Source organism: Streptomyces sp. OR43, from assembly GCF_008042275.1.
Taxonomy (GTDB): Bacteria; Actinomycetota; Actinomycetes; order Streptomycetales; family Streptomycetaceae; genus Streptomyces.
Genome location: NZ_RDBK01000043.1, coordinates 164,218 through 182,864, shown reverse-complemented (window position 1 = coordinate 182,864; position 18,647 = coordinate 164,218). Strand labels below are relative to the sequence as shown.

Here is an 18,647-nt window from a genome sequence, read left to right as displayed (position 1 = left end):
CCGCCCCGCAGACCCCGCCCGAAGCGCCACCGGACCAGTCCGAACCGCCCGAGGCCGTCATGGAGGAGTCGGAGCTCCCCGAACCACCCGAGCCGCGCAGCCGCCCGGACACCGGCGGACCGTCGTCGGACCTCTTCCGCCAGTACCTGCGTGAGATCGGCCGCATCCCGCTCCTCACCGCCGCCGACGAGGTGGAACTCGCCCGCCGCGTCGAGGCCGGCCTGTTCGCCGAGGAGCGCCTGGCCCGCACCCCGGACCCCGACACGCGCCTCGCCGTCGACCTGGACCGGCTGGTCGTCATGGGGCGGATGGCCAAACGCCGCCTCATCGAGGCCAATCTCCGCCTCGTCGTGTCCGTGGCCAAGCGCTACATCGGCCGCGGGCTGACGATGCTGGACCTGGTCCAGGAGGGAAACCTCGGGCTGATCAGGGCGGTCGAGAAGTTCGACTACGCCCGGGGCTACAAGTTCTCGACGTACGCGACCTGGTGGATCCGTCAGGCCATGTCCCGCGCCCTCGCCGACCAGGCGCGGACCATCAGGGTCCCGGTCCACGTCGTCGAACTCATCAACCGCGTCGTCCGGGTCCAGCGCCGGATGCTCCAGGAGCGCGGCTACGAGCCGACGCCCGAGGAGGTCGCCGCCCAGCTCGACCTGACACCGGAACGCGTCGGCGAGGTCCTGCGCCTCGCCCAGGAGCCCGTGTCCCTGCACGCCCCGGTCGGCGAGGAGGACGATGTCTCGCTCGGCGACCTCATCGAGGACGGGGACGCCGCGTCGCCCGTGGAGTCCGCGGCCTTCCTGCTGCTGCGGGAACACCTGGAGGCGGTGCTCTCCACCCTCAACGAGCGCGAACGCAAGGTGGTCCAGCTGCGCTACGGGCTGGCCGACGGACGCCCGCGCACCCTGGAGGAGATAGGGCGGATCTTCGGTGTGACCCGCGAACGCATCCGGCAGATCGAGTCCAAGACCCTCAACAAACTGCGGGACCACGCCTTCGCCGACCAGCTCCGCGGCTACCTGGACTGACAGGCAGCCGCGGACAGGCCCTAGTCGACCTCGGCGACCGCCTGCGCGAACTGTGCCGCGTACAGCCGGGCGTACGCGCCGTGCGCCTCCAGGAGCTCGTCGTGCGTGCCCTGCTCGACGATCGACCCGTTCTCCATCACCAGGATGACGTCGGCGTCCCGGATGGTGGAGAGCCGGTGCGCGATCACGAAGCTCGTACGGCCGTGCGCGAGACCGGCCATCGCCTTCTGGATCAGCACCTCGGTACGGGTGTCGACGGAGCTGGTCGCCTCGTCGAGCACCAGTATCACCGGGTCGGACAGGAACGCCCGAGCGATGGTGATCAGCTGCTTCTCGCCGGCGCTGACGCCCGAGCCCTCGTCGTCGATCACCGTGTCGTACCCCTCGGGCAGGGTACGGATGAAGCGGTCGGCGTGGGCCGCCCGCGCCGCCTCCTCGATCTGCTCCCGGGTGACGTCGCCGGAGGCGCCGTAGGCGATGTTCTCCGCGATGGTCCCGCCGAACAGCCAGGTGTCCTGGAGGACCATGCCGATGCCCGAGCGCAGGTCGTCGCGCGACATCTTCGCGATGTCGACCCCGTCGAGGGCGATCCGGCCCCCGGTCACCTCGTAGAACCGCATCAGGAGATTGACCAGCGTCGTCTTGCCGGCGCCGGTCGGGCCGACGATCGCGACCGTGTGACCCGGCTCGACGCTCAGCGAGAGGTCCTCGATGAGCGGCTTCTCCGGGTCGTAGCGGAACGACACGTTCTCCAGGGACACGCTGCCGCGCAGCTCCCCGGGGAACTCGCCCTCGCCCTTGGACGGGTCGGCGTCCTGCTCCTCGGCGTCCAGCAGCTCGAAGATCCGCTCCGCCGAGGCGATCCCGGACTGGACCAGGTTCGCCATCGAGGCGACCTGGGTCAGCGGCATGGAGAACTGCCGCGAGTACTGGATGAAGGCCTGCACATCACCGATCGACAGCGCGCCCGAGGCGACCCGCAGCCCGCCGACGACGGCGATCAGCACATAGTTCAGGTTCGAGACGAACATCATCAGCGGCTGCATGATCCCGCTGTTGAACTGCGCCTTGAACCCGGCCTCGTACAGCGCCTCGTTCTGCTCGGCGAAGTCCCGCGCCGACTCGTCCTGCCGCCCGAAGACCTTCACCAGGGTGTGCCCGGTGTACATCTCCTCGATGTGGGCGTTGAGCTTGCCCGTCACCTTCCACTGCTGGACGAACTGCGGCTGCGAGCGCTTGCCGACCTTCGCCGCCACGACCACCGACAGCGGCACCGTCACCAGCGCGACCAGCGCCAGCAGCGGCGAGATCCAGAACATCATCACGAGCACGCCGATGATGGTCAGGAGCGAGTTGATCAGCTGCCCCATCGTCTGCTGCATCGTCTGCGAGATGTTGTCGATGTCGTTCGTCGCCCGGCTCAGCACCTCGCCGCGCTTGGCCCGGTCGAAGTACGACAGGGGCAGCCGCGACAGCTTCGTCTGGATGTCCTCACGCAACTGGAACACGACCCGGTTGATCACCCGGATCGACAGGCGCGTCGACACCAGCATCAGCAGCCCCGCACCGACGTACACGGCCAGCGCCACGAGCAGCACCCGGCCGATCGCGTCGAAGTCCATGCCCTGCCCCGGGGTGAAGTCCACCTTGGAGAGCATGTCGGCCAGACCGCTGTTGCTCTTGCGCAGGCCCTCGACGGCCTGTTCCTTCGTCGTCCCCGCGTCCATGCCCCGGCCGACGACACCGGCGAACACCAGGTCGGTGGCCTTGCCGAGGATCTTCGGGCCGACCACCGACAGCGCCACGCTCAGCGCGACGGCCACCAGCATCACGTACAGGGTGGCCTTCTCGGCCGCGAAGCGCTTCAGCAGCCGCTTCGACGAGCCCTTGAAGTCCATGGAGCGGTCGGTCGGAGCCCCGCCCGCCATCATGCGTCCGCCAGGCCCGGCCATTACGCGGCCTCCGCTTCCGTCAGCTGGGAGAGAACGATCTCCCGGTATGTCTCATTGCCGTCCATCAGTTCGTGGTGGCTGCCGGAGCCGACGACGCGGCCCTCGTCCAGCACCAGGATCCGGTCGGCGTCGCGGATGGTCGACACCCGCTGCGCGACGATCACCACCGTCGCCCCCCGGGTCTCCCGCAGCAGCGCCGCGCGCAGCGCCGCGTCCGTGGCGTAGTCCAGGGCCGAGAAGGAGTCGTCGAAGAGGTAGATCTCCGGCCGCTGCACCAGCGTCCGGGCGATCGAGAGCCGCTGCCGCTGCCCGCCGGAGACATTGGTGCCGCCCTGCGCGATCGGCGCGTCCAGGCCGTGCTCCAGCGCCTCGACGAACTCCTTGGCCTGCGCGATCTTCAGCGCGTGCCACAGCTCCTCGTCGGTCGCGTCCGGGTTCCCGTACCGCAGATTCGTCGCGACCGTCCCGGAGAACAGATACGGCTTCTGCGGGACGAGGCTCACGGTCTTCGCCAGCAGGACCGGATCCAGCGTCCGTACGTCCGTCCCGTCGACCAGCACCTGGCCGTCCGTCACGTCGAACAGCCGCGGTACGAGACCGAGCAGCGTCGACTTCCCGCTGCCCGTCGACCCGATGATCGCGGTCGTCTCGCCGGCCCGCGCCACCAGGTCCACCGAGCGCAGCACCGGCTCCTCGGCGCCGGGGTAGCGGAAGTCCGCACCGCGCACCTCCAGATGCCCCTGCACGGTGAGCTCCCGCACCGGGTTCACCGGCGGCACCACGGACGAGTCGGTCTCCAGGACCTCCTGGATGCGCTCGGCGCACACCTCGGCACGCGGCACCATCATGAACATGAAGGTGGCCATCATCACCGACATGACGATCTGCATCAGATAGGAGAGGAACGCGGTCAGCGCGCCGATCTCCATCCCGCCGCTGTCGATCCGGTGCGCGCCGAACCAGACGACGGCGATCGACGACACGTTCACGACCGTCATCACGGTCGGGAACATCAGTGCCATCAGCCGGCCCGTGGACAGCGCCACGTCCGTCAGCTCGGTGTTCGCGCCCCGGAAGCGCTCCTCCTCGTAGCCGTCGCGCACGAACGCGCGGATGACCCGGTTGCCGGTGATCTGCTCGCGCAGCACCCGGTTCACGGTGTCGAGCCGCTCCTGCATCGTCCGGAACAGCGGACGCATCTTGCGCACGATCAGGCTCACCGCGACGCCGAGGACCGGCACCACGGCGAGCAGCACCGCCGACAGCGGGACGTCCTGGCCGAGCGCCATGATGATGCCGCCGACACACATGATCGGCGCCGACACCATCAGTGTGAACGTCATCAGGACCAGCATCTGGACCTGCTGCACGTCATTGGTCGTACGGGTGATCAGCGAGGGCGCGCCGAACCGGCCGAGCTCGCGCGCGGAGAACGACTGCACCCGGTCGAAGACCGAGGCCCGGACGTCGCGGCCGAGCGCGGAGGCGGTGCGGGCCCCGATGTAGACGGCCCCGATGTTGCAGACCACCTGGGCGATGCTGACGACGATCATGACGCCGCCGTACTGGACGATGTAGCCCGTGTCCCCCTGGACGACACCGTTGTCAATGATGTCCGCGTTGAGGGTGGGCAGATAGAGCGTGGCGCAGGTCTGCAGCAGCTGGAAGACGACCAGCAGTGCGATCGGTTTCTTGTACGGGCCGAGATAGGCCCGCAGGAGTTTTATGAGCACGCGTGTCTCTCGGAGTCGGCGAGGTCGGGAGTCGACCCATTTTCGGGTACCGGCCACCGGGACAGCGAACGTTTTTATTCAAGTCCAGGTCAAAAAACGGACCGGGTCCATAATTCCCTGGTCCGGACCACGCCGGGGACCCGGACGCGTCACCGAGAGCACGCGCCCCACCGCACGGCGTGGCACGCCAACCGCACCCTCACCGCGCGGCGCCGAACGCCAACCGCACCCGCCTCACCGCACGGCGTCGAACACCAACGGCACCCGCATCCGCCTCACCGCACGCCGTCGAACGCCCCCGGATGGATCTGGTTCCGCGTCGCCACGTACTGCTGGCGCACCGCCTGCCCGACCGGCAGCTCCTCGCCGGGCTCCAGTACCTGCGCCGCGGCACCCTGCCACGCCGGGGGAGTGCGCCCGTCCAGCGTCCCCTGCGAGACGCCCAGGGCCCAGGCCGCCTGCCGTGCCGCACCCAGCGCCGCGTACTGGGCGGGCTGCGGCACGACCACCTGGGTGCCCAGCAGCGCGGGCGCCAGACCCTGTACGGCCGGCAGCTCCGCGGCGGCGCCCAGCAGGAACACCCGCCGTACCTCCACCCCGCGGCCGCGCAGCACGTCCAGCGCGTCGGCCAGCGAGCACAGCATGCCCTCGAACGCCGCCCGCGCCAGATGCTCCGGCTTCATCGACTCACGCCGCAGCCCGCTCAGCGTCCCGGCGGTGTGCGGCAGATCCGGAGTGCGCTCACCCTCCAGATACGGCAGGAGTACGAGCCCCGAGGCCCCCGGCGTCGACTTCAGCGCCAGCGCCGACAGCTCCTCCAGCCCGTCGACCCCCAGCATTTCGGCGGTGCCGCGCAGCGCCCGTACCGCGTTCGACGTGTGGACCACCGGCAGATGCATCCCGGTGGCATCGGCGAACGAGGTGATCATCCCGGTCGGATCGGCCAGCGCCTCATGATGGACCGCCATCACCGAACCCGAGGCCCCCAGCGACACCACCGCGTCACCGACCGCGACCCCGAGCCCGAACGCCGCCGCCATCGTCTCGCCCGTACCCGCGGAGATCAGCAGCCCCTCGGGCGTCGTCCCCGCCGAGTCGGACGGACCGAGCACCTCCGGCAGCGCAGCCTGGTGCCCGAGCGCGAGCTCGACCAGATCCGGCCGGTACGACTCGCTGCCCGCCGACCAGTACCCCGTACCCGACGCGGCACCGCGGTCGGTGGTCCGCCGGGCGGGCCGGCCCAGCAGCTGCCACACCAGCCAGTCGTGCGGCTGGAGCACGGCGGCGACCCGCCGCGCCAGGTCCGGCTCGGTCCGCGCCAGCCATCGCAGCTTCGACACGGGCTGCGCCGCCTGCGGCACCGCCCCGACCGCCTCGGCCCAGGCCTGCCGCCCGCCGAGCCCGTCGATCAGGTCGGCGGCGGCGACCTGCGCCCGCCGGTCGTTGCCGAGCAGCGCGGGGCGTACGAGATTGCCCTGGTGGTCCAGCGGCACGAGCCCGTGCTGCTGCGCCGACACCCCGATGGCCTGCACTCCTTCGAGCAGGCCGCCGGCGGCGGCCTCACCGAGTGAGAGCAGCCACGCCTGAGGGTCGACCTCGGTGGCCTTCGCGTCGACGGGATGTGCGGCGTATCCCTGACGCAGTACGGCACCCGTGTCCGTATCGCAGACCACGATGTGCGTGAAGGCGGATGAACTGTCCAAGCCGGCGACTATGCCCATACATGGATTCTGCCGCACCCCCGGCGGTTTCCCGACCGGTGGTGCGGCAGACGTGAAGACGGGGACTCAGGTGTTCGTCGTTCCCCAGTCGTCCTCACCGTTCGCCCCGCGCCCGCGCAGCGACCGCACCCGGTCCGCCACCGACGCCGGCACCTTGTCGCCGACCTTCTCCTCGACCGCGTGGTACGCCTTCCCCGCGAACTGACGGCCGCTCTGGGCCGCCGTCTCGCAGGTGTTGCGCACGGCCGGGTTCTGGGCGAACTGACGTGCGGACTTCTTCAGCTGCTCGTAACGCTCGCGCCCGGCACGCGTGCCGAGCACGTAACCGAGGGCCACTCCGGCGATGAACGTGAGCCGGTACCGCATGGCTGCCACCCTTCCTTCGCTCCGTGCGACGTGTGCTGCTCGCCTACCCGCAGACGCCCGAGATCACCCCGGGCGATACCGATTGGCAAAGCACCCCCCTGCTTGCGCTAATGTATGTGTCGCAGCGAACGCGCGCCGCCCGGCAGCAGCCAGGCAGGTACGTTCGAGGCAACGCAGCAATCCCCTGTAGCTCAATTGGCAGAGCAGCCGGCTGTTAACCGGCAGGTTACTGGTTCGAGTCCAGTCGGGGGAGCGCGATCCCCTGTAGCTCAATTGGCAGAGCATTCGGCTGTTAACCGGAGGGTTACTGGTTCGAGTCCAGTCGGGGGAGCGGAACGGAAGAGGGCCCTGCGGGGTCCTTTTTCGTGTGTCCGGATCCGGTCCGCGAGGGCCCCTGCCGCAGTGATGCCGGTGGGGCTCGAGTGACTCTTTCGCGTCAACTTCGTGGGGGCCGGAACCGGGCAGCGAGCAGCGCGGTCTTCATGGTCATCAGTAGCCGGGCAACCGGAGCGAGAGATCGTATGACCGGCTATGCTGCGGCAGACGGCGCGTACACATGTACGCGCCACGCCGAAAAGGGGCGGTAGCTCAGCCGGTTAGAGCAGCGGACTCATAATCCGTCGGCCGTGGGTTCGAGTCCCACCCGCCCCACCGAGACTGGTGTTCGAGGAATCGTTCCGACCAGCACACGAGCGCCTCAAGCGGCTTCGGCCGCAGCGGGGCGCTCAGCCGTTTTCCGGCCCCTGCGTGAGCGGTGCGTGAGCGGCCGTGCCGGAAGGCTCGGAACGGCGGGCACGGGGGACGACCGATTCAGCCTTCCGTGCCACCTCCTGATCGACCTGAGGCAGCAGGCTCGTGTACGTGTCGCCGGCCAGCTGGATCGTCCCGTGCCGCAGCGTCTCCTTGATCGCATGGAGGTCACCGCCGCCCGCGTGGATCAGCGTCGCCGCCACGTGCCGCAGGTCCCGCAGATTGATCGGCGGCAGGTCGGCCTCACGCGTCAGCCGGCGGAAGACGTCCGACACCTTCTCCGGGTGCAGCCACGTCCCGTCCTCCTGGACGAACGCCTTACCGGTGTCCGTCCACGGCAGCCGGCGCTCCTCGCACGCGGCCCGTTCCGCGGCCTGGCGTGCCCGGTGCTCCCGCAGGATCTCGACCATGGCCGGACCCAGCGCGATAACGGCCTGGCTGTCCTCCGTCTTCGGGAGGCTCTCGACGGGAGTCCACCCGTCCTGAATGATCGTCTTCGATACCCGCAGCGTCCCGTTGACGACGTCGATGTCCGCCCAGCTCTGCCCGACCGCCTCACCGCGGCGGAGCCCCCGGAACGCGATGAGGCAGAACAGCGCGTACAGGCGGTCCCCCTCGGCGTGGTCGAGGAACTGGCCCACCTGCTCCGGCGTCCACACCATCACCCCGGACGGCTTCTCACCCGTCTCCCGCCACCGCTCCACGTGCTCGGCCGTCCACAGCAGCGCCTTCGGCCGCTTGCCCGAGGCCAGCTCCACGTGCGACGCCGGGTTGAACGTCAGCATCTGGTTCGAGATCGCAGAATTCAGCGCGGACCGCAACGTCGCCCGGATCCGCTGCTGGGTCGCCGGCCCCGTGACCCGGCGGTACGGAGGCAGGGCCGCCAGCTTCGCCCGCTCCTCGGCCAGGCGGGCAGTCTCCGACTCCGGCGGCCGGGACCTCTTCCCCCATGTCGCCCTGCGCTCCTGCTCGCGCCGCTCCTCGTTCTCCGCCTCGATCGCCTCGTTGGCGTCGTTGATCGCGTCGAACATCTCCACCAGGTGCCCGACGTTCAGCCGGTCCAGCTGGAGGTGCCCGATGCGGGGGCGCAGGTGCACGCGGATGTGGGAGGCGTATCCGGTGAGGGTCGTCTTGCGGCGGCGCTTCGCCTCCAGCCACTCGTCCAGCCAGTCGCCGACGGTGAGGCGGCTGGTCAGTGACTGCCCGGCACGGAAGCGGCGCCGTGTCTGCTCCAGGTCGGGCAGCGGCGCCTTCTTGTCCTTGCTGACGTTCTCCAGCAGGTCGCCGATGCGGACCTGCCCGTCGGCGTCGTCGCCGTCCGGGAGGGCGAGCAGTGCGCGGACCTGGTCCAGGGCCTCCTGTGCTTCCTTCGCGGTGCTGTACCCGGAGCGGGAGAACGACCGTCGTGTGCCGTCGCCGCGGGCGGGCAGCTCTTGCCGCACCGCGTACACCCCGTGCCGGCGGCTGGACAGCTGCGCGCACGTCTTGCCCAGCGCCCTGCCGTCAGCGTCCCGGCAGTAGCAACGGCGGTACGTCGAACCCTTCATACCTAGGCTCCTGTCGCCTCAGCCTCTTCTCCGCCGGGGCTCTGTTTGCTCAGCTCCGCCGTCTTCCGGATCCACTCTTGCAGAGCCTCGGCGTCGCGCCAGATGGATTCGACTTCCGCGTAGTACTTCACGGTGTCCGGCCAGATTCGGACCAGTTCCGCCTGGGCCTCCTGCCCCATCTCGCGAAGCGCCTCGTACTTTGCGTACTTGATGCTGCCCTGCTGACCTTGACGCAGGACTTTCGATAGCCGCTCCTGAAGTTCGATCGCAACTCCGTGACCCCACAGGCCGTGAGCGACAACGGCCGCCATGATCCAGCTGGACCCGCTCTTGTCGTCCGGCGGTTGGAGGAACGCTGCCAGCTGCAGGGTGCTCTCCGCCTGGTCAAGCTGTGCATGTCTTGTCAGCTCTTCCGGATTCACTGCCGGGTACTGCTCATGCAGTACCCGCACCCAGACGTCCGACAGGGCTGCCAACTGCAGGGACCGCAGGTCCCCCGGGTCGGTGGCTTGATAGTCGACACCCAAGTTCTCAACCTTCGCGCGGTGAAGGCTGTAGATGAACTCGTGCCCTTGTTTGATGCGTCCCAGGTGGTCCCCTTCGAGGCTGGAGAGGGCCCCCAGGATCTGCTTTCGAGCCGCGCGGATCTCCGGAGTCAACTGCTCGTCGGGGGCTGCCATGACTGGCAGGACGGACCGCAACTGGTCCATCGCTGCCGCGGTCTGCGCCTTCAGCATGTCCGCTTGGGCACCAATGGCGGCGAACTCTCTGGCTACGGCTTGAATCTCGCCCTCGCCCGATGACGTCATCTCATCCACGGTCAGTCCGAACATGTCCGCGATGGCCCTGGCCTCACTCAATCGGATGGCGCGCGGCCGTTCCACGTCGCGCTGCTCCATCTTCGCGATGGCCGTGCTGTGGAGCTTCAAATCGTGCTCCATCTCAAGGACCCGGGCTACGTCGGACTGGGTCATAGCCCGGTCCTCCCGTTCCTTTCGCATCCGCCGACCGAAGCGATCTTCCGCGAACATCCACGGTTGTTGGTGATTACCCATGGGAGCAAGGTACTACCCGGTGCAGGTTGCCACCAGTGGGGGTTGAGGCGTATACCTAATCGAGCAACCCCGAACCTCATGGAGGTATTCATGGGTCAGGACGTCACGTCCAACACGCTCAGCGCTCCTGCTGCTGAGCCCTTCCTGACCACGGAAGAAGTCGCTGCCCGCTACCGGACCTCGACCACGACGGTCAGCTGGTGGAGGCGCAATCAGTACGGACCTAAGGGCATCAAGGTCGGCCGCCGTGTGCTCTACCCGCAGGCCGAGATCGAGCGCTTCGAGCGCTCCCTCGCCGAGCAGGTCCAGGAGGCGGTGTGACGGCCGGCCTCTCGGTCGCCGAGATCCTCGACCTGCCCGCGCTCGTGCCCCTGTGGCCGACCGTCGGCAAGGCGATTCAGCAAGCCGAATCCACCACCTACCAGCTGGCCAAAGAGGGGCGTCTGCCCTTCGAGGTCATCCGGTTCGGTCGGCGCCGCTACGTGCGGACCGTCGACCTCCACCGATTCCTCGGGCTCATCCCCGAAAACAGCGAAGCCGCCGGCGCGGGAACGCCAACGGCTTCGAGCGAACCGACCAACCAGACCACGTGAATAGCAGAGAGGGCCGATCCACCATGAGTATCTCAGACGCCAACGACAGCCGACAGGCGACGCCCGGACAGACGGAACCGGCCAACGTCCGGGCCACCGTCACCGTCGCGCAGGTCATGAACCTGCCCCTTGAGCAGGTGCTCACCGACCTGAACATCCGGGTCATCGAGTCGTCGATCACCGACGCCAACTTCTACGGCGGCGTCCACATCGGCAACGGCCGGACCACCATCCTCACCTCGCCCGGCCGACACCCGTTCGTCACCGACACCCTGGTCCGCCACCTCATCGCCCAGTCCCTCGGACTTGACACCGACCCGCTCCCCAAGCCCTTCGCGATTGAGTACACCGACTTCACTGACCGCGCCCGTAAGGCGGTCAGCGCGTGACCGAGACGCACACCACCGCGGCGGCCCAGGACACCCTGGGCCGCCCGGCCGGGGCCTGCCTCATCCCCGACTGCGACGGCCAGTGGCACTACGACGACACCTGCTCCACCGAACTCGGAGAACTCACCTTCGACGACGGCGCGACCCTCCCCGTCGAACACGTCGCCATCGCCGGACACCAGCCGTACATCGTCGCCTTCGGCTACGAGCACCACTCGGTCAACCTGCGCCGCCACATGACCCGCCCCGACGAGGTCCGCGACTTCGCGCAGCAGCTGCGGGACCTCGCCGTCAGCCTCGACGCCGCCGCCAACCACCTCGCCACCCTGGCCCCTGGAGAAGAGAGCACCGGTTCGTGAACAGCAACACCGAGCCGCTGACGGCCGACCCGCAGATCATGCACAACTGGGTCACCCAGCACTTCGGCGCGACACCGCCCGGCCTCCTGGCCGTGTGCTCCACCAGGAACTACGCCGGGATCCGCACCGCCGACGCCAGCAACCTCGTCGAGTGGGCCATCCGCGAGGACCGGGCAGGCGCCGAAGGCATCTACGTCAGGGTCACCACAATCACCCCCGGCTCCGTCACCAAGGGACGAGGCAAGGCGGCAGACTCCCACGCCCTCATCGACATGTGGTCCGACATCGACTTCGGCGACGCCGGCCACCAGACGGACGGGCTCCCCAAGGACGCGGCCGAAGCGGCTGACATTCCCGTCCTTGCAGGACTGCCCGCCGCCACGGAGACCCACCACAGCGGTGGCGGGCTGTACAAGCGGTGGAAGCTCACCACCCCCGCCATCATCGGCGAGGACATCGACCACGCCGGCGCCGCCCAGCTCGCCGCCGACTGGCAGAACATCCTGCTCCTCGGTGCCCGAAAGCTGGGCGTCGGATACGGGGCCGGAGTCAAGGACCTGGCACGGGTACTGCGCCTGCCCGGGACTATCAACCGCAAGCCTGGCCGCACCCCGGTCATGTGCCGGGTGCTGGACACCGACGGGCCCAGCTACACGCTGGAAGAGCTGCTCGAACTCGCCGACGCACTCAAGCCCAAGCCGAAGCCCGCCCCTGTCCGGGCTGCACCCGCACCGCGGCCCGCCACGGTCCGCAGTGCTCGCAGCGACGGGCCGGGCCCGATCGAGATCCTCGGCAACCACCCGTGCTGCGGCGAAATCCTCTCCTTCGTCGGCTGCACCTACCACCAGCAAGAGCCCGGCAGTTGCTCGTACTGCGGTGGGGACTGCCAGCAGTGGCTGCGGCCGGGCTGGTCCACGGGCGCGTCCACCACCGGCGTGTCCGTCCATAAGGGCGGGGCCGCCGTGACCGTGCGGACCGACAACTTCCCCGGCTTCGACCCCGGCTCGCTGAACCAGGTCCTCTCCCCGGGCATGCTCTTCGCCGCCCTGCACCACAGCGGCAACCTGGCCGCCGCAGCCGCCGACATCAGGCACGCAGCCAACGACAACGGGCAGGCCACGTCAGCCGCCCGCGCCCTGCCATCCGAAGTGCTGGCAGAAGTGCGGGCCACGTCACGGACCGGAAGGGGGCAGCACTTGCGTCCCGTACCCGCCCCCCGCCCGGCACCGCCCGTCGACGGGGCCAACGCCCTTCAGTACGCGGAGCCCGAAGAGCGGGCACAACCCGACGAAGGTGAGCCGCCCGCGGCCGAGGTCGGCTTCGACCTGGCGGAAGTCTTCAACCTCCCCGGCGTCAAGGCGCACAAGAACTACAAGGTCGACAACCGCGGCGTCTTCATGCGGCGCCCCGGCAAGGGCGACGAGCCCGACACCTGGGTCCGCATCACGTTCGCACCCATCGTCGTCACCTGCTCCTACGTCGACAGCGACGGCGAGCAGCTGGTCGAGCTCGCATGGACCGAACGCGGCAAGGTCGTCGCCAAGCCCGTACCCCGCGACGTTGCCAAGCGCGGCCGCGAACTCATCAAGTACCTCGGGTCCGCCGGCCTGCCCGCCATCGAGGCCGACGCCCGCCCTCTAGAGCGGTGGCTCGCCGAGTTCGAGGTCGAGAACCTCGGCGTCATCCCGCACGAAACGATGCCCCGCAACCTGGGCTGGCAACGTGACGGGCAGTTCGTCGCCGCCCCCGACAAGGGCGTCAAGCTTGAGGTGAAGTACGACGAGCAGCGCGTGCCGTCCACTGCCTACGGCACAGCCGGAACCCTCGACGACTGGCGCACCGCGATGGGCCGCCTGGAAAACTACACCGTCCCCAGGATCATCATCGCCGCGTCCCTCGCCGCCCCTCTCCTGAAGCCCCTAGACGTCCGGTCCTTCACCGTCGACATCTCCTCGCGCTCCACCAAGGGCAAGACCACCGCCCTCCAGTGCGGTTGCAGCGTGTGGGCCAACCCGAGCGAAGACGCACCCGCCATCTCCAACTGGCGCGGCACCGCCTTCGCCATCGAGAAGCGGCTCAACCTCGTGCGCGGCCTGCCCACCTTCCTCGACGAGACCATGTCTGTTTCCGACGAGACGATCATCGACTACGTCCTGTACCAGCTGCCGATGAACCAGGGCAAAGACCGAAGCGGCGGATACGCCGGAGCCCTCCCCTGGGAAACGATCCTGATGTCCACCGGGGAACGAACGATCCTCTCCTACACCCGGAACCAGGGCGCGGCAGGCCGCGCCCTGTGCACCACCGAGGCGCCGTTCGGAAACAACGGCGGGCCGACGGCAGTCAGCACCCGCGACGCCGTCCTGCAGAACTACGGTCACGCCGGCCCCGCCTTCGTCGAACTGGTCCGCAAAGGACTGGCACGGGAAGGGGGACGGGAGCGGCTGAGGACCCGCCACAAGGAACTCACGGAGCAGTTCCGGGGGGACAACGACATGACGGGCCGCCGCGCCCCCATGGTCGCAGCCCTCGCCCTCGCGGAGGCCATGGCCTGCGAGACAGGAATCCTCCCCTACGACCCGCTGCCGGTCACGACGTGGCAGCGTGTGTTCACTTCCGCCAACGCCACCGACAACCAGGCCGAGATGGCCATGGACGTCGTCCGCGAGTACCTGGCCGCCCACTCCTTCGAGCTGTGGCCGGGCGGCATGGACCAGCGCCCGCCCCTGCGCGGCTGGCTGGGTGCCGTGAAGACGACCGACAGCGAGACCCGCATCGCCGTCCTCCCGGAACGCCTCCGCGGCATCCTCGACGACGCCGGATACAAGCTCGACGCGGTCGTCGACACCTGGGCCGACGCCGGATACCTGGTCTCCGCCGTCGACAAGAAGAAGGTCACGTATCGCATCGTCACCCGGTTCGACGGGCGCACCGCCCGCTGCTTCCAGTTCACGCCGCTCGCACTGGGAGAGGGCAGCGAACAGCAGGTGGTGGCATGAACTACCGCAAATCGGAACGCGTTACGCACGCCACCGTAACGCCGGAATCCGTGCCTTTCCGCAGGTCAACATCCCTGGCCCGTCTCGGCGTTACGCGTTACGCAACCTGGCGGGACGTACACCTTCCCTCCGCCGCGCGCATGCGTGCGTGCGCGGGCGCGCACCCGCACACACACAAGGGTGTGCCTTATCTAGGTAACTACGTAACAGAAGTAGAAGAGAAGAAGAAAGACCAGGTCACTACCCCTCTTTGCCGTTACGCAGACCGTTACGCAGCCGCTACGCAGTGCGTAACGCTCGCTTCCTCCAGCCCGGACCGGACCGAGGTGACCCATGCCTGACAACCAGCAGACCTTCACCCCGCGCCCCTACCAGACCGAGGCGATCCAGGCCCTCACCGCCGGCTGGCAGGGCACCAACAACCGACTCGGCGTCGTCCTCCCCACCGGAGCAGGCAAGACCGTCGTGTTCTCCAACCTGATTCGCGACCGCCTCACCTCACTCAACGGACGCCCCGCCCTCGTCATCGCCCACCGCGAGGAACTCCTCGTACAGGCAGCCGACAAGATCAAAGCCGTCTGCCCCGAACTCCGAGTCGGCATCGTCAAAGCGGAGAAGGACGAGCACCACGACCACGACGTCATCGTCGCCAGCATCCAGACCCTGGCCGTCGAACGACGACGCAAGGCCATCCGAGACGTCGGCGTGATCATCGTCGACGAGTGCCACCACGCCGCAGCCAAGTCCTACATGACCGTCCTCGAACACTTCGGCGCCTGGCGCGGCATCCCCGTCGCAGGCTTCACCGCCACCATGACCCGGCAAGGAGGCGGCCTCGCCGACGTCTGGCAGGAAGTCGTCTACACACTCGACATCCTCGACATGATCAAAGGCGGCTACCTCTGCGACGTCACCGGCAAGCGCGTCGTCGTTGACGGGCTCGACCTAGACAAGGTCAAGTCCCGTGCCGGAGACCTGCAGGACGGGCAGCTCGGCCAAGCCCTCGACGACTCCGGAGCCGCCGACGTAGTGGCCGACGCCTACAAAGAGTTCGCCGCCGACCGGCCGGGCGTCGTCTTCACTCCGACCGTCGCCACCGCCCAAACGATGGCCGACGCCCTCAACGACGCAGGCATCACGGCCGCCACAATCTGGGGCGACATGCCGCGGGACGCCCGGACCACGGCCCTGAACTGGTACCGCGAAGGCAAGGTCCAGGTCCTTACAAACTGCATGGTCCTTACGGAAGGCTTCGATGCCCCGTGGACCTCATGCGTGGTCATCGCCAGGCCCACGAAGTCCGCCGGCCTCTACTGCCAGATGGCCGGCCGGGGCCTGCGCCCCCATCCGGGCAAGGAGAAGGCCCTCATCCTCGACGTGATGGGCGCCTCCACCAGGCACAAGCTCGCGTCCATCGTCGACCTCACCGCCAAGGAAGTCGGCGCTCCGAAGGACGGACAGTCCCTGGGCGAGGCCTCCGACGAGACCGACCTCGCAGCGTCCATCGGCGAGGTCGAGTGGGAGGACGTCAACCTGTTCCACGAGTCCCCGGTCCGCTGGCTCCAGACGGACGACGGACTGTGGTTCATCCCGATGAAGGCTGGCAGCTTCCTCTTCCTCATCCGCGGTGCCGAGCCCGGCACCCACCGGCTGCGCGGCTGGGACCAGACGCAAGGCGTCCTTGCCCCCGACGTGGACCGTGAGTACCCGCTCGATGAGGCGATGCGGTGGCAGGAAGCCCGCGCCCGCCAACTGGTCCCGCCCGTGTTCTTCGAGAGGGCGGCCCGTCACCGGGATGGGGCGCCGAGCGCGAAACAGCGGGCGTGGTGCCGCTACAAGCGGGTCATCATCCCGGCCGGCAGTACGGCCGGAGAGGTCTCGGACCTGATGGACATCCACGAGGCCAGCCGAGCACTCCGTAGCTACACCCCTGCGGCGCTCGCCGCCTGACCGGAAGGCACACGATGAACATCGCTACCCCGGGCGCCCCAGTTGTGTCCGTCCCGGCCGCAACTGCCCGCCCTCTCGTCATCGGGCTCGACCTCAGCCTCACCTGCACCGGCGTCGCCGGGGAGGGCTGGGCCGACTACATCCGCCCGAAGACTCTGCGCGGCCACCCCCGACTGAACCTGATCGTCGACGAGGTCACCTCCTTCATCAAGAAGGCCGACCTGGTCGTCATCGAAGGACCGTCGTTCGGCGGTGGTGTTGCCCACCGGCACGAGGACCTGGCCGGGCTCCGTGTCATGGTCCGTCACGCCTGCTGGCGCCGCGGCATCCCCTACGCCTTGGTCCCGCCGTCCTGCCGGGCCCTGTACGCCGCAGGCAAGGGCTCTGCGTCGAAGGGTGAGGTCCGAGACGAGGTCGCCCGCAGGTACGCCGTCGAGCTCGATGGAGTCGGCCGCTACGACATGGCCGACGCCTACGCCTTGCTGGCCATGGGACTGCACCACCTCGGTACCCCGCTCAGTGAGGTGCCGGAGAAGAACGCCACGGGCCTGGCCGGATGCCAGTGGCCCGACATGGAAGGACTCGCGGCATGACGTCCAACGAACTGCTGATCCTGGCGGCCGGCCTGTACCTCGGGTTTGCCGTCACCGCCGCCATCCACATGGTGTGGGCGGGCATCGGCGCGGCCCGCGCCGCCCGCTCCGGGCAGGCGGCGGCGACTGCAGCCCTGAAACGCGCGGCTGGCGACCAGGCCCTGACCGTGTTCCAGCTGGACCGGCTCATCAGCAGGCGGAAGGAGCAGGTATGAACGACGAGGGCGAGAAGGGGTACGGAGTAGTCCGTACCCCTGGCGGGGAAGAGGCGGAGCTGGCCCCTGCCCTTCCCGGGCAGATCCTCCGGCGCGCCGACGGGGCAACCGTTGCTCAGCAGGCAACAGACGACAGCCCTCCTTCGGGAAGGTCAGTCGTAACCGAGACGGTCACGCTTCACTCGGGCCGGGAGACGACCTATCACCTAGGTGTGGGGCAGCAGCCCACAACTGTGGTGCAGAGGACCACGGTTGTTGCTCAGCAGGCAACGACTGGCGGGGAGGAGGTGGAGCGACTGCGTGCTGTCGTTGCCCGGTGCCAGGCCCTCGCCGACTGGCTGAGCCGACACTCCGGCCTCGGTGTGGACGTCGAGGCCGACGGCATCCGCCGCGCCATTGGCGACCGGCTGCACACCGCGCTTGGCGCCCCGTCCGTGCCGGCCGAGTGGGAGCAGCACGGCTACCCCGACGTTCGGGGCCGCTGTCCTGCCTGCGGGAACACCCGCCTCTTCCTCGGCTCGGGCGGCTACGTCACCTGCCCCCGCATCGGCTGCCCCGAACCCGACGCCGCCAGCACCCTCCTGGGGCACGCGGTCGGTATCGAGCAGCTGGCCGCTGACCGGGACCAGGCCGCGGCCACCGTCGAGCGGGTGCGGGCCGAGTGCGCGGCGATCGGTACCCCGCACATCTGCAACGCCGTCGACCGGATCCTCGCCGTGCTCGACCAGCCGAAGGAGGAGCGGTGACCCTGTGCCTGCTGTGCGACGAGCACGACGCCATGGGCGGCATGCTGTGCCCCGGCTGCACGAAGGCGACCGTCGTGCGCCTGGAGTGCCTGCCCGACCTGTACGCCGGGCTCCTGCCCTTCCTGACCCCGTCCACGGCCGTGAGCCAGGGCCGGTCCGGGAAGGGCGGCCCCGCCCCGCTCCCCGTCGTCGAGGGCGTCCTCGACCTGCGTGGCCCCGGCGGCATGGTCGGCGTGGCCGAAGACTGGCTGAGCTCGGTCCGGGACGCGCGCCAGATGCGGCAGCCCGTCCCGGCCGGCTCGGTTGAAGCCCGGCTCAAGGCCGCGGCCGCTGGGCTGATCGTCAACATGCCGTGGATCGCCGTGTCCTGGTCGGAGGCCGGCACGTTCGCCGGAGAGATCCGTGACCTGACGAATTCGGTTCGCTCGATCATCGCGCCGGAGCCTGCCCTTGACCGCGGCCGACGGATCGGGCACTGCCCGGCGATGGACCCGGCCGGTGTGCTCTGCGGCGCCGTGCTGTGGCTGCGCCCTGGCGAGAAGGCCGTGTGCTGCGAGTGGTGCACCACCCGGTACCCGCCCTACGTGTGGGGCCAGTTGAAGGCGTGGATGGGTGAGGACGAGAAGGCGCGCGATGCCGCGTAGCCCTTGC

Annotated in this window: 17 protein-coding genes and 3 tRNA genes; 14 read left to right on the top strand and 6 right to left on the bottom strand. The window is 69.0% G+C overall.

Annotated elements, in window-relative coordinates:
- On the top strand, window positions 1–1,028 hold a 1,028-nt coding region (locus EAO72_RS19255), incomplete at its 5' end, for an RNA polymerase sigma factor (protein WP_148021897.1).
- 20 nt (window positions 1,029–1,048) lie between these two features.
- On the opposite strand, the gene EAO72_RS19250 is transcribed toward EAO72_RS19255, so the two are convergent.
- The 4 genes from EAO72_RS19250 to EAO72_RS19235 all read right to left on the bottom strand — a co-directional run bounded on the left by EAO72_RS19250 (window position 1,049) and on the right by EAO72_RS19235 (window position 6,800).
- Window positions 1,049–2,980: an ABC transporter ATP-binding protein gene (locus EAO72_RS19250; RefSeq protein WP_148018580.1), complete on the bottom strand. Its 1,932-nt coding sequence runs from the start codon at window positions 2,978–2,980 to the stop codon at window positions 1,049–1,051.
- Complete coding sequence (locus EAO72_RS19245) at window positions 2,980–4,713, bottom strand: ABC transporter ATP-binding protein (RefSeq protein ID WP_148018579.1); 1,734 nt, start codon at window positions 4,711–4,713, stop codon at window positions 2,980–2,982. Before EAO72_RS19245 ends, EAO72_RS19250 begins: the two co-directional genes overlap by 1 nt.
- A 275-nt stretch (window positions 4,714–4,988) precedes the next feature.
- Window positions 4,989–6,434, bottom strand: a complete 1,446-nt coding sequence (locus EAO72_RS19240) for an FGGY family carbohydrate kinase (RefSeq protein WP_148018578.1) — start codon at window positions 6,432–6,434, stop codon at window positions 4,989–4,991.
- A gap of 66 nt (window positions 6,435–6,500) precedes the next feature.
- Complete coding sequence (locus tag EAO72_RS19235) at window positions 6,501–6,800, bottom strand: YtxH domain-containing protein (protein WP_148021896.1); 300 nt, start codon at window positions 6,798–6,800, stop codon at window positions 6,501–6,503.
- Between the two features lie 180 nt (window positions 6,801–6,980).
- Between EAO72_RS19235 and EAO72_RS19230 the strand changes: the two genes are divergently transcribed.
- From EAO72_RS19230 to EAO72_RS19220, 3 genes are all read left to right on the top strand, one after another.
- Window positions 6,981–7,053, top strand: a tRNA-Asn gene (locus EAO72_RS19230).
- Between the two features lie 5 nt (window positions 7,054–7,058).
- Window positions 7,059–7,131, top strand: a tRNA-Asn gene (locus tag EAO72_RS19225).
- A 246-nt stretch (window positions 7,132–7,377) separates the two neighbouring features.
- Window positions 7,378–7,451: transfer RNA gene (locus tag EAO72_RS19220), tRNA-Ile, on the top strand.
- A gap of 74 nt (window positions 7,452–7,525) precedes the next feature.
- Here the strand turns inward: EAO72_RS19220 and EAO72_RS19215 are convergent.
- Together EAO72_RS19215 and EAO72_RS19210 are read right to left on the bottom strand one after the other, a co-directional pair.
- Window positions 7,526–9,097, bottom strand: coding sequence for a site-specific integrase (locus EAO72_RS19215; RefSeq protein ID WP_148018577.1), 1,572 nt, complete (start codon window positions 9,095–9,097; stop codon window positions 7,526–7,528).
- Between the two features lie 2 nt (window positions 9,098–9,099).
- Window positions 9,100–10,152 (bottom strand): helix-turn-helix domain-containing protein, encoded by a 1,053-nt coding sequence (locus tag EAO72_RS19210; RefSeq protein ID WP_148018576.1) that lies wholly within the window; start codon window positions 10,150–10,152, stop codon window positions 9,100–9,102.
- Between the two features lie 90 nt (window positions 10,153–10,242).
- Here EAO72_RS19210 and EAO72_RS19205 point away from each other — a divergent pair, with 90 nt between their 5' ends.
- From EAO72_RS19205 to EAO72_RS19160, 10 genes are all read left to right on the top strand, one after another.
- Window positions 10,243–10,473 (top strand): helix-turn-helix transcriptional regulator, encoded by a 231-nt coding sequence (locus EAO72_RS19205; protein WP_148018575.1) that lies wholly within the window; start codon window positions 10,243–10,245, stop codon window positions 10,471–10,473.
- Window positions 10,470–10,745 (top strand): MerR family transcriptional regulator, encoded by a 276-nt coding sequence (locus tag EAO72_RS19200; protein WP_148018574.1) that lies wholly within the window; start codon window positions 10,470–10,472, stop codon window positions 10,743–10,745. Before EAO72_RS19205 ends, EAO72_RS19200 begins: the two co-directional genes overlap by 4 nt.
- 23 nt (window positions 10,746–10,768) lie before the next feature.
- On the top strand, window positions 10,769–11,134 hold the full coding sequence (locus tag EAO72_RS19195; protein WP_148018573.1) for a hypothetical protein: 366 nt from the start codon (window positions 10,769–10,771) through the stop codon (window positions 11,132–11,134).
- Window positions 11,131–11,493 carry a hypothetical protein gene (locus EAO72_RS19190; RefSeq protein WP_148018572.1) on the top strand — a complete coding sequence of 121 codons (363 nt, stop codon included), beginning with the start codon at window positions 11,131–11,133 and terminating at the stop codon, window positions 11,491–11,493. Before EAO72_RS19195 ends, EAO72_RS19190 begins: the two co-directional genes overlap by 4 nt.
- A complete protein-coding gene (locus EAO72_RS19185; RefSeq protein ID WP_148018571.1) occupies window positions 11,490–14,492 on the top strand; it encodes a DUF927 domain-containing protein in 3,003 nt (1,000 codons plus the stop codon). The genes EAO72_RS19190 and EAO72_RS19185 overlap by 4 nt, the downstream gene beginning before the upstream one ends.
- Before the next feature lie 333 nt (window positions 14,493–14,825).
- Window positions 14,826–16,442 carry a DEAD/DEAH box helicase gene (locus EAO72_RS19180; RefSeq protein WP_148018570.1) on the top strand — a complete coding sequence of 539 codons (1,617 nt, stop codon included), beginning with the start codon at window positions 14,826–14,828 and terminating at the stop codon, window positions 16,440–16,442.
- Window positions 16,443–16,456: 14 nt separating this feature from the next.
- On the top strand, window positions 16,457–17,035 hold the full coding sequence (locus EAO72_RS19175) for a hypothetical protein (RefSeq protein ID WP_148018569.1): 579 nt from the start codon (window positions 16,457–16,459) through the stop codon (window positions 17,033–17,035).
- A complete protein-coding gene (locus EAO72_RS19170) occupies window positions 17,032–17,250 on the top strand; it encodes a hypothetical protein (protein WP_148018568.1) in 219 nt (72 codons plus the stop codon). Before EAO72_RS19175 ends, EAO72_RS19170 begins: the two co-directional genes overlap by 4 nt.
- 287 nt (window positions 17,251–17,537) lie before the next feature.
- Entirely contained in the window at window positions 17,538–17,996 is a 459-nt protein-coding gene (locus EAO72_RS19165; protein ID WP_148018567.1) for a hypothetical protein, read from the top strand.
- The gene (locus EAO72_RS19160; protein ID WP_148018566.1) at window positions 17,993–18,640 is read left to right on the top strand and encodes a hypothetical protein; all 648 of its coding nucleotides are present in this window, start codon (window positions 17,993–17,995) and stop codon (window positions 18,638–18,640) included. The genes EAO72_RS19165 and EAO72_RS19160 overlap by 4 nt, the downstream gene beginning before the upstream one ends.
- Window positions 18,641–18,647: the final 7 nt, after the last annotated feature.

Excerpts from the sequence above, each read along its gene's own strand:
- EAO72_RS19250 (WP_148018580.1), bottom strand. The coding sequence starts at position 2,980 with ATGGCCGGGCCTGGCGGACGCATGATGGCGGGCGGGGCTCCGACCGAC.
- EAO72_RS19240 (WP_148018578.1), bottom strand. The coding sequence starts at position 6,434 with ATGGGCATAGTCGCCGGCTTGGACAGTTCATCCGCCTTCACGCACATC.
- EAO72_RS19235 (WP_148021896.1), bottom strand. The coding sequence starts at position 6,800 with ATGCGGTACCGGCTCACGTTCATCGCCGGAGTGGCCCTCGGTTACGTG.
- EAO72_RS19215 (WP_148018577.1), bottom strand. The coding sequence starts at position 9,097 with ATGAAGGGTTCGACGTACCGCCGTTGCTACTGCCGGGACGCTGACGGC.
- EAO72_RS19210 (WP_148018576.1), bottom strand. The coding sequence starts at position 10,152 with ATGGGTAATCACCAACAACCGTGGATGTTCGCGGAAGATCGCTTCGGT.
- EAO72_RS19205 (WP_148018575.1), top strand. The coding sequence starts at position 10,243 with ATGGGTCAGGACGTCACGTCCAACACGCTCAGCGCTCCTGCTGCTGAG.
- EAO72_RS19195 (WP_148018573.1), top strand. The coding sequence starts at position 10,769 with ATGAGTATCTCAGACGCCAACGACAGCCGACAGGCGACGCCCGGACAG.
- EAO72_RS19180 (WP_148018570.1), top strand. The coding sequence starts at position 14,826 with ATGCCTGACAACCAGCAGACCTTCACCCCGCGCCCCTACCAGACCGAG.
- EAO72_RS19175 (WP_148018569.1), top strand. The coding sequence starts at position 16,457 with ATGAACATCGCTACCCCGGGCGCCCCAGTTGTGTCCGTCCCGGCCGCA.
- EAO72_RS19170 (WP_148018568.1), top strand. The coding sequence starts at position 17,032 with ATGACGTCCAACGAACTGCTGATCCTGGCGGCCGGCCTGTACCTCGGG.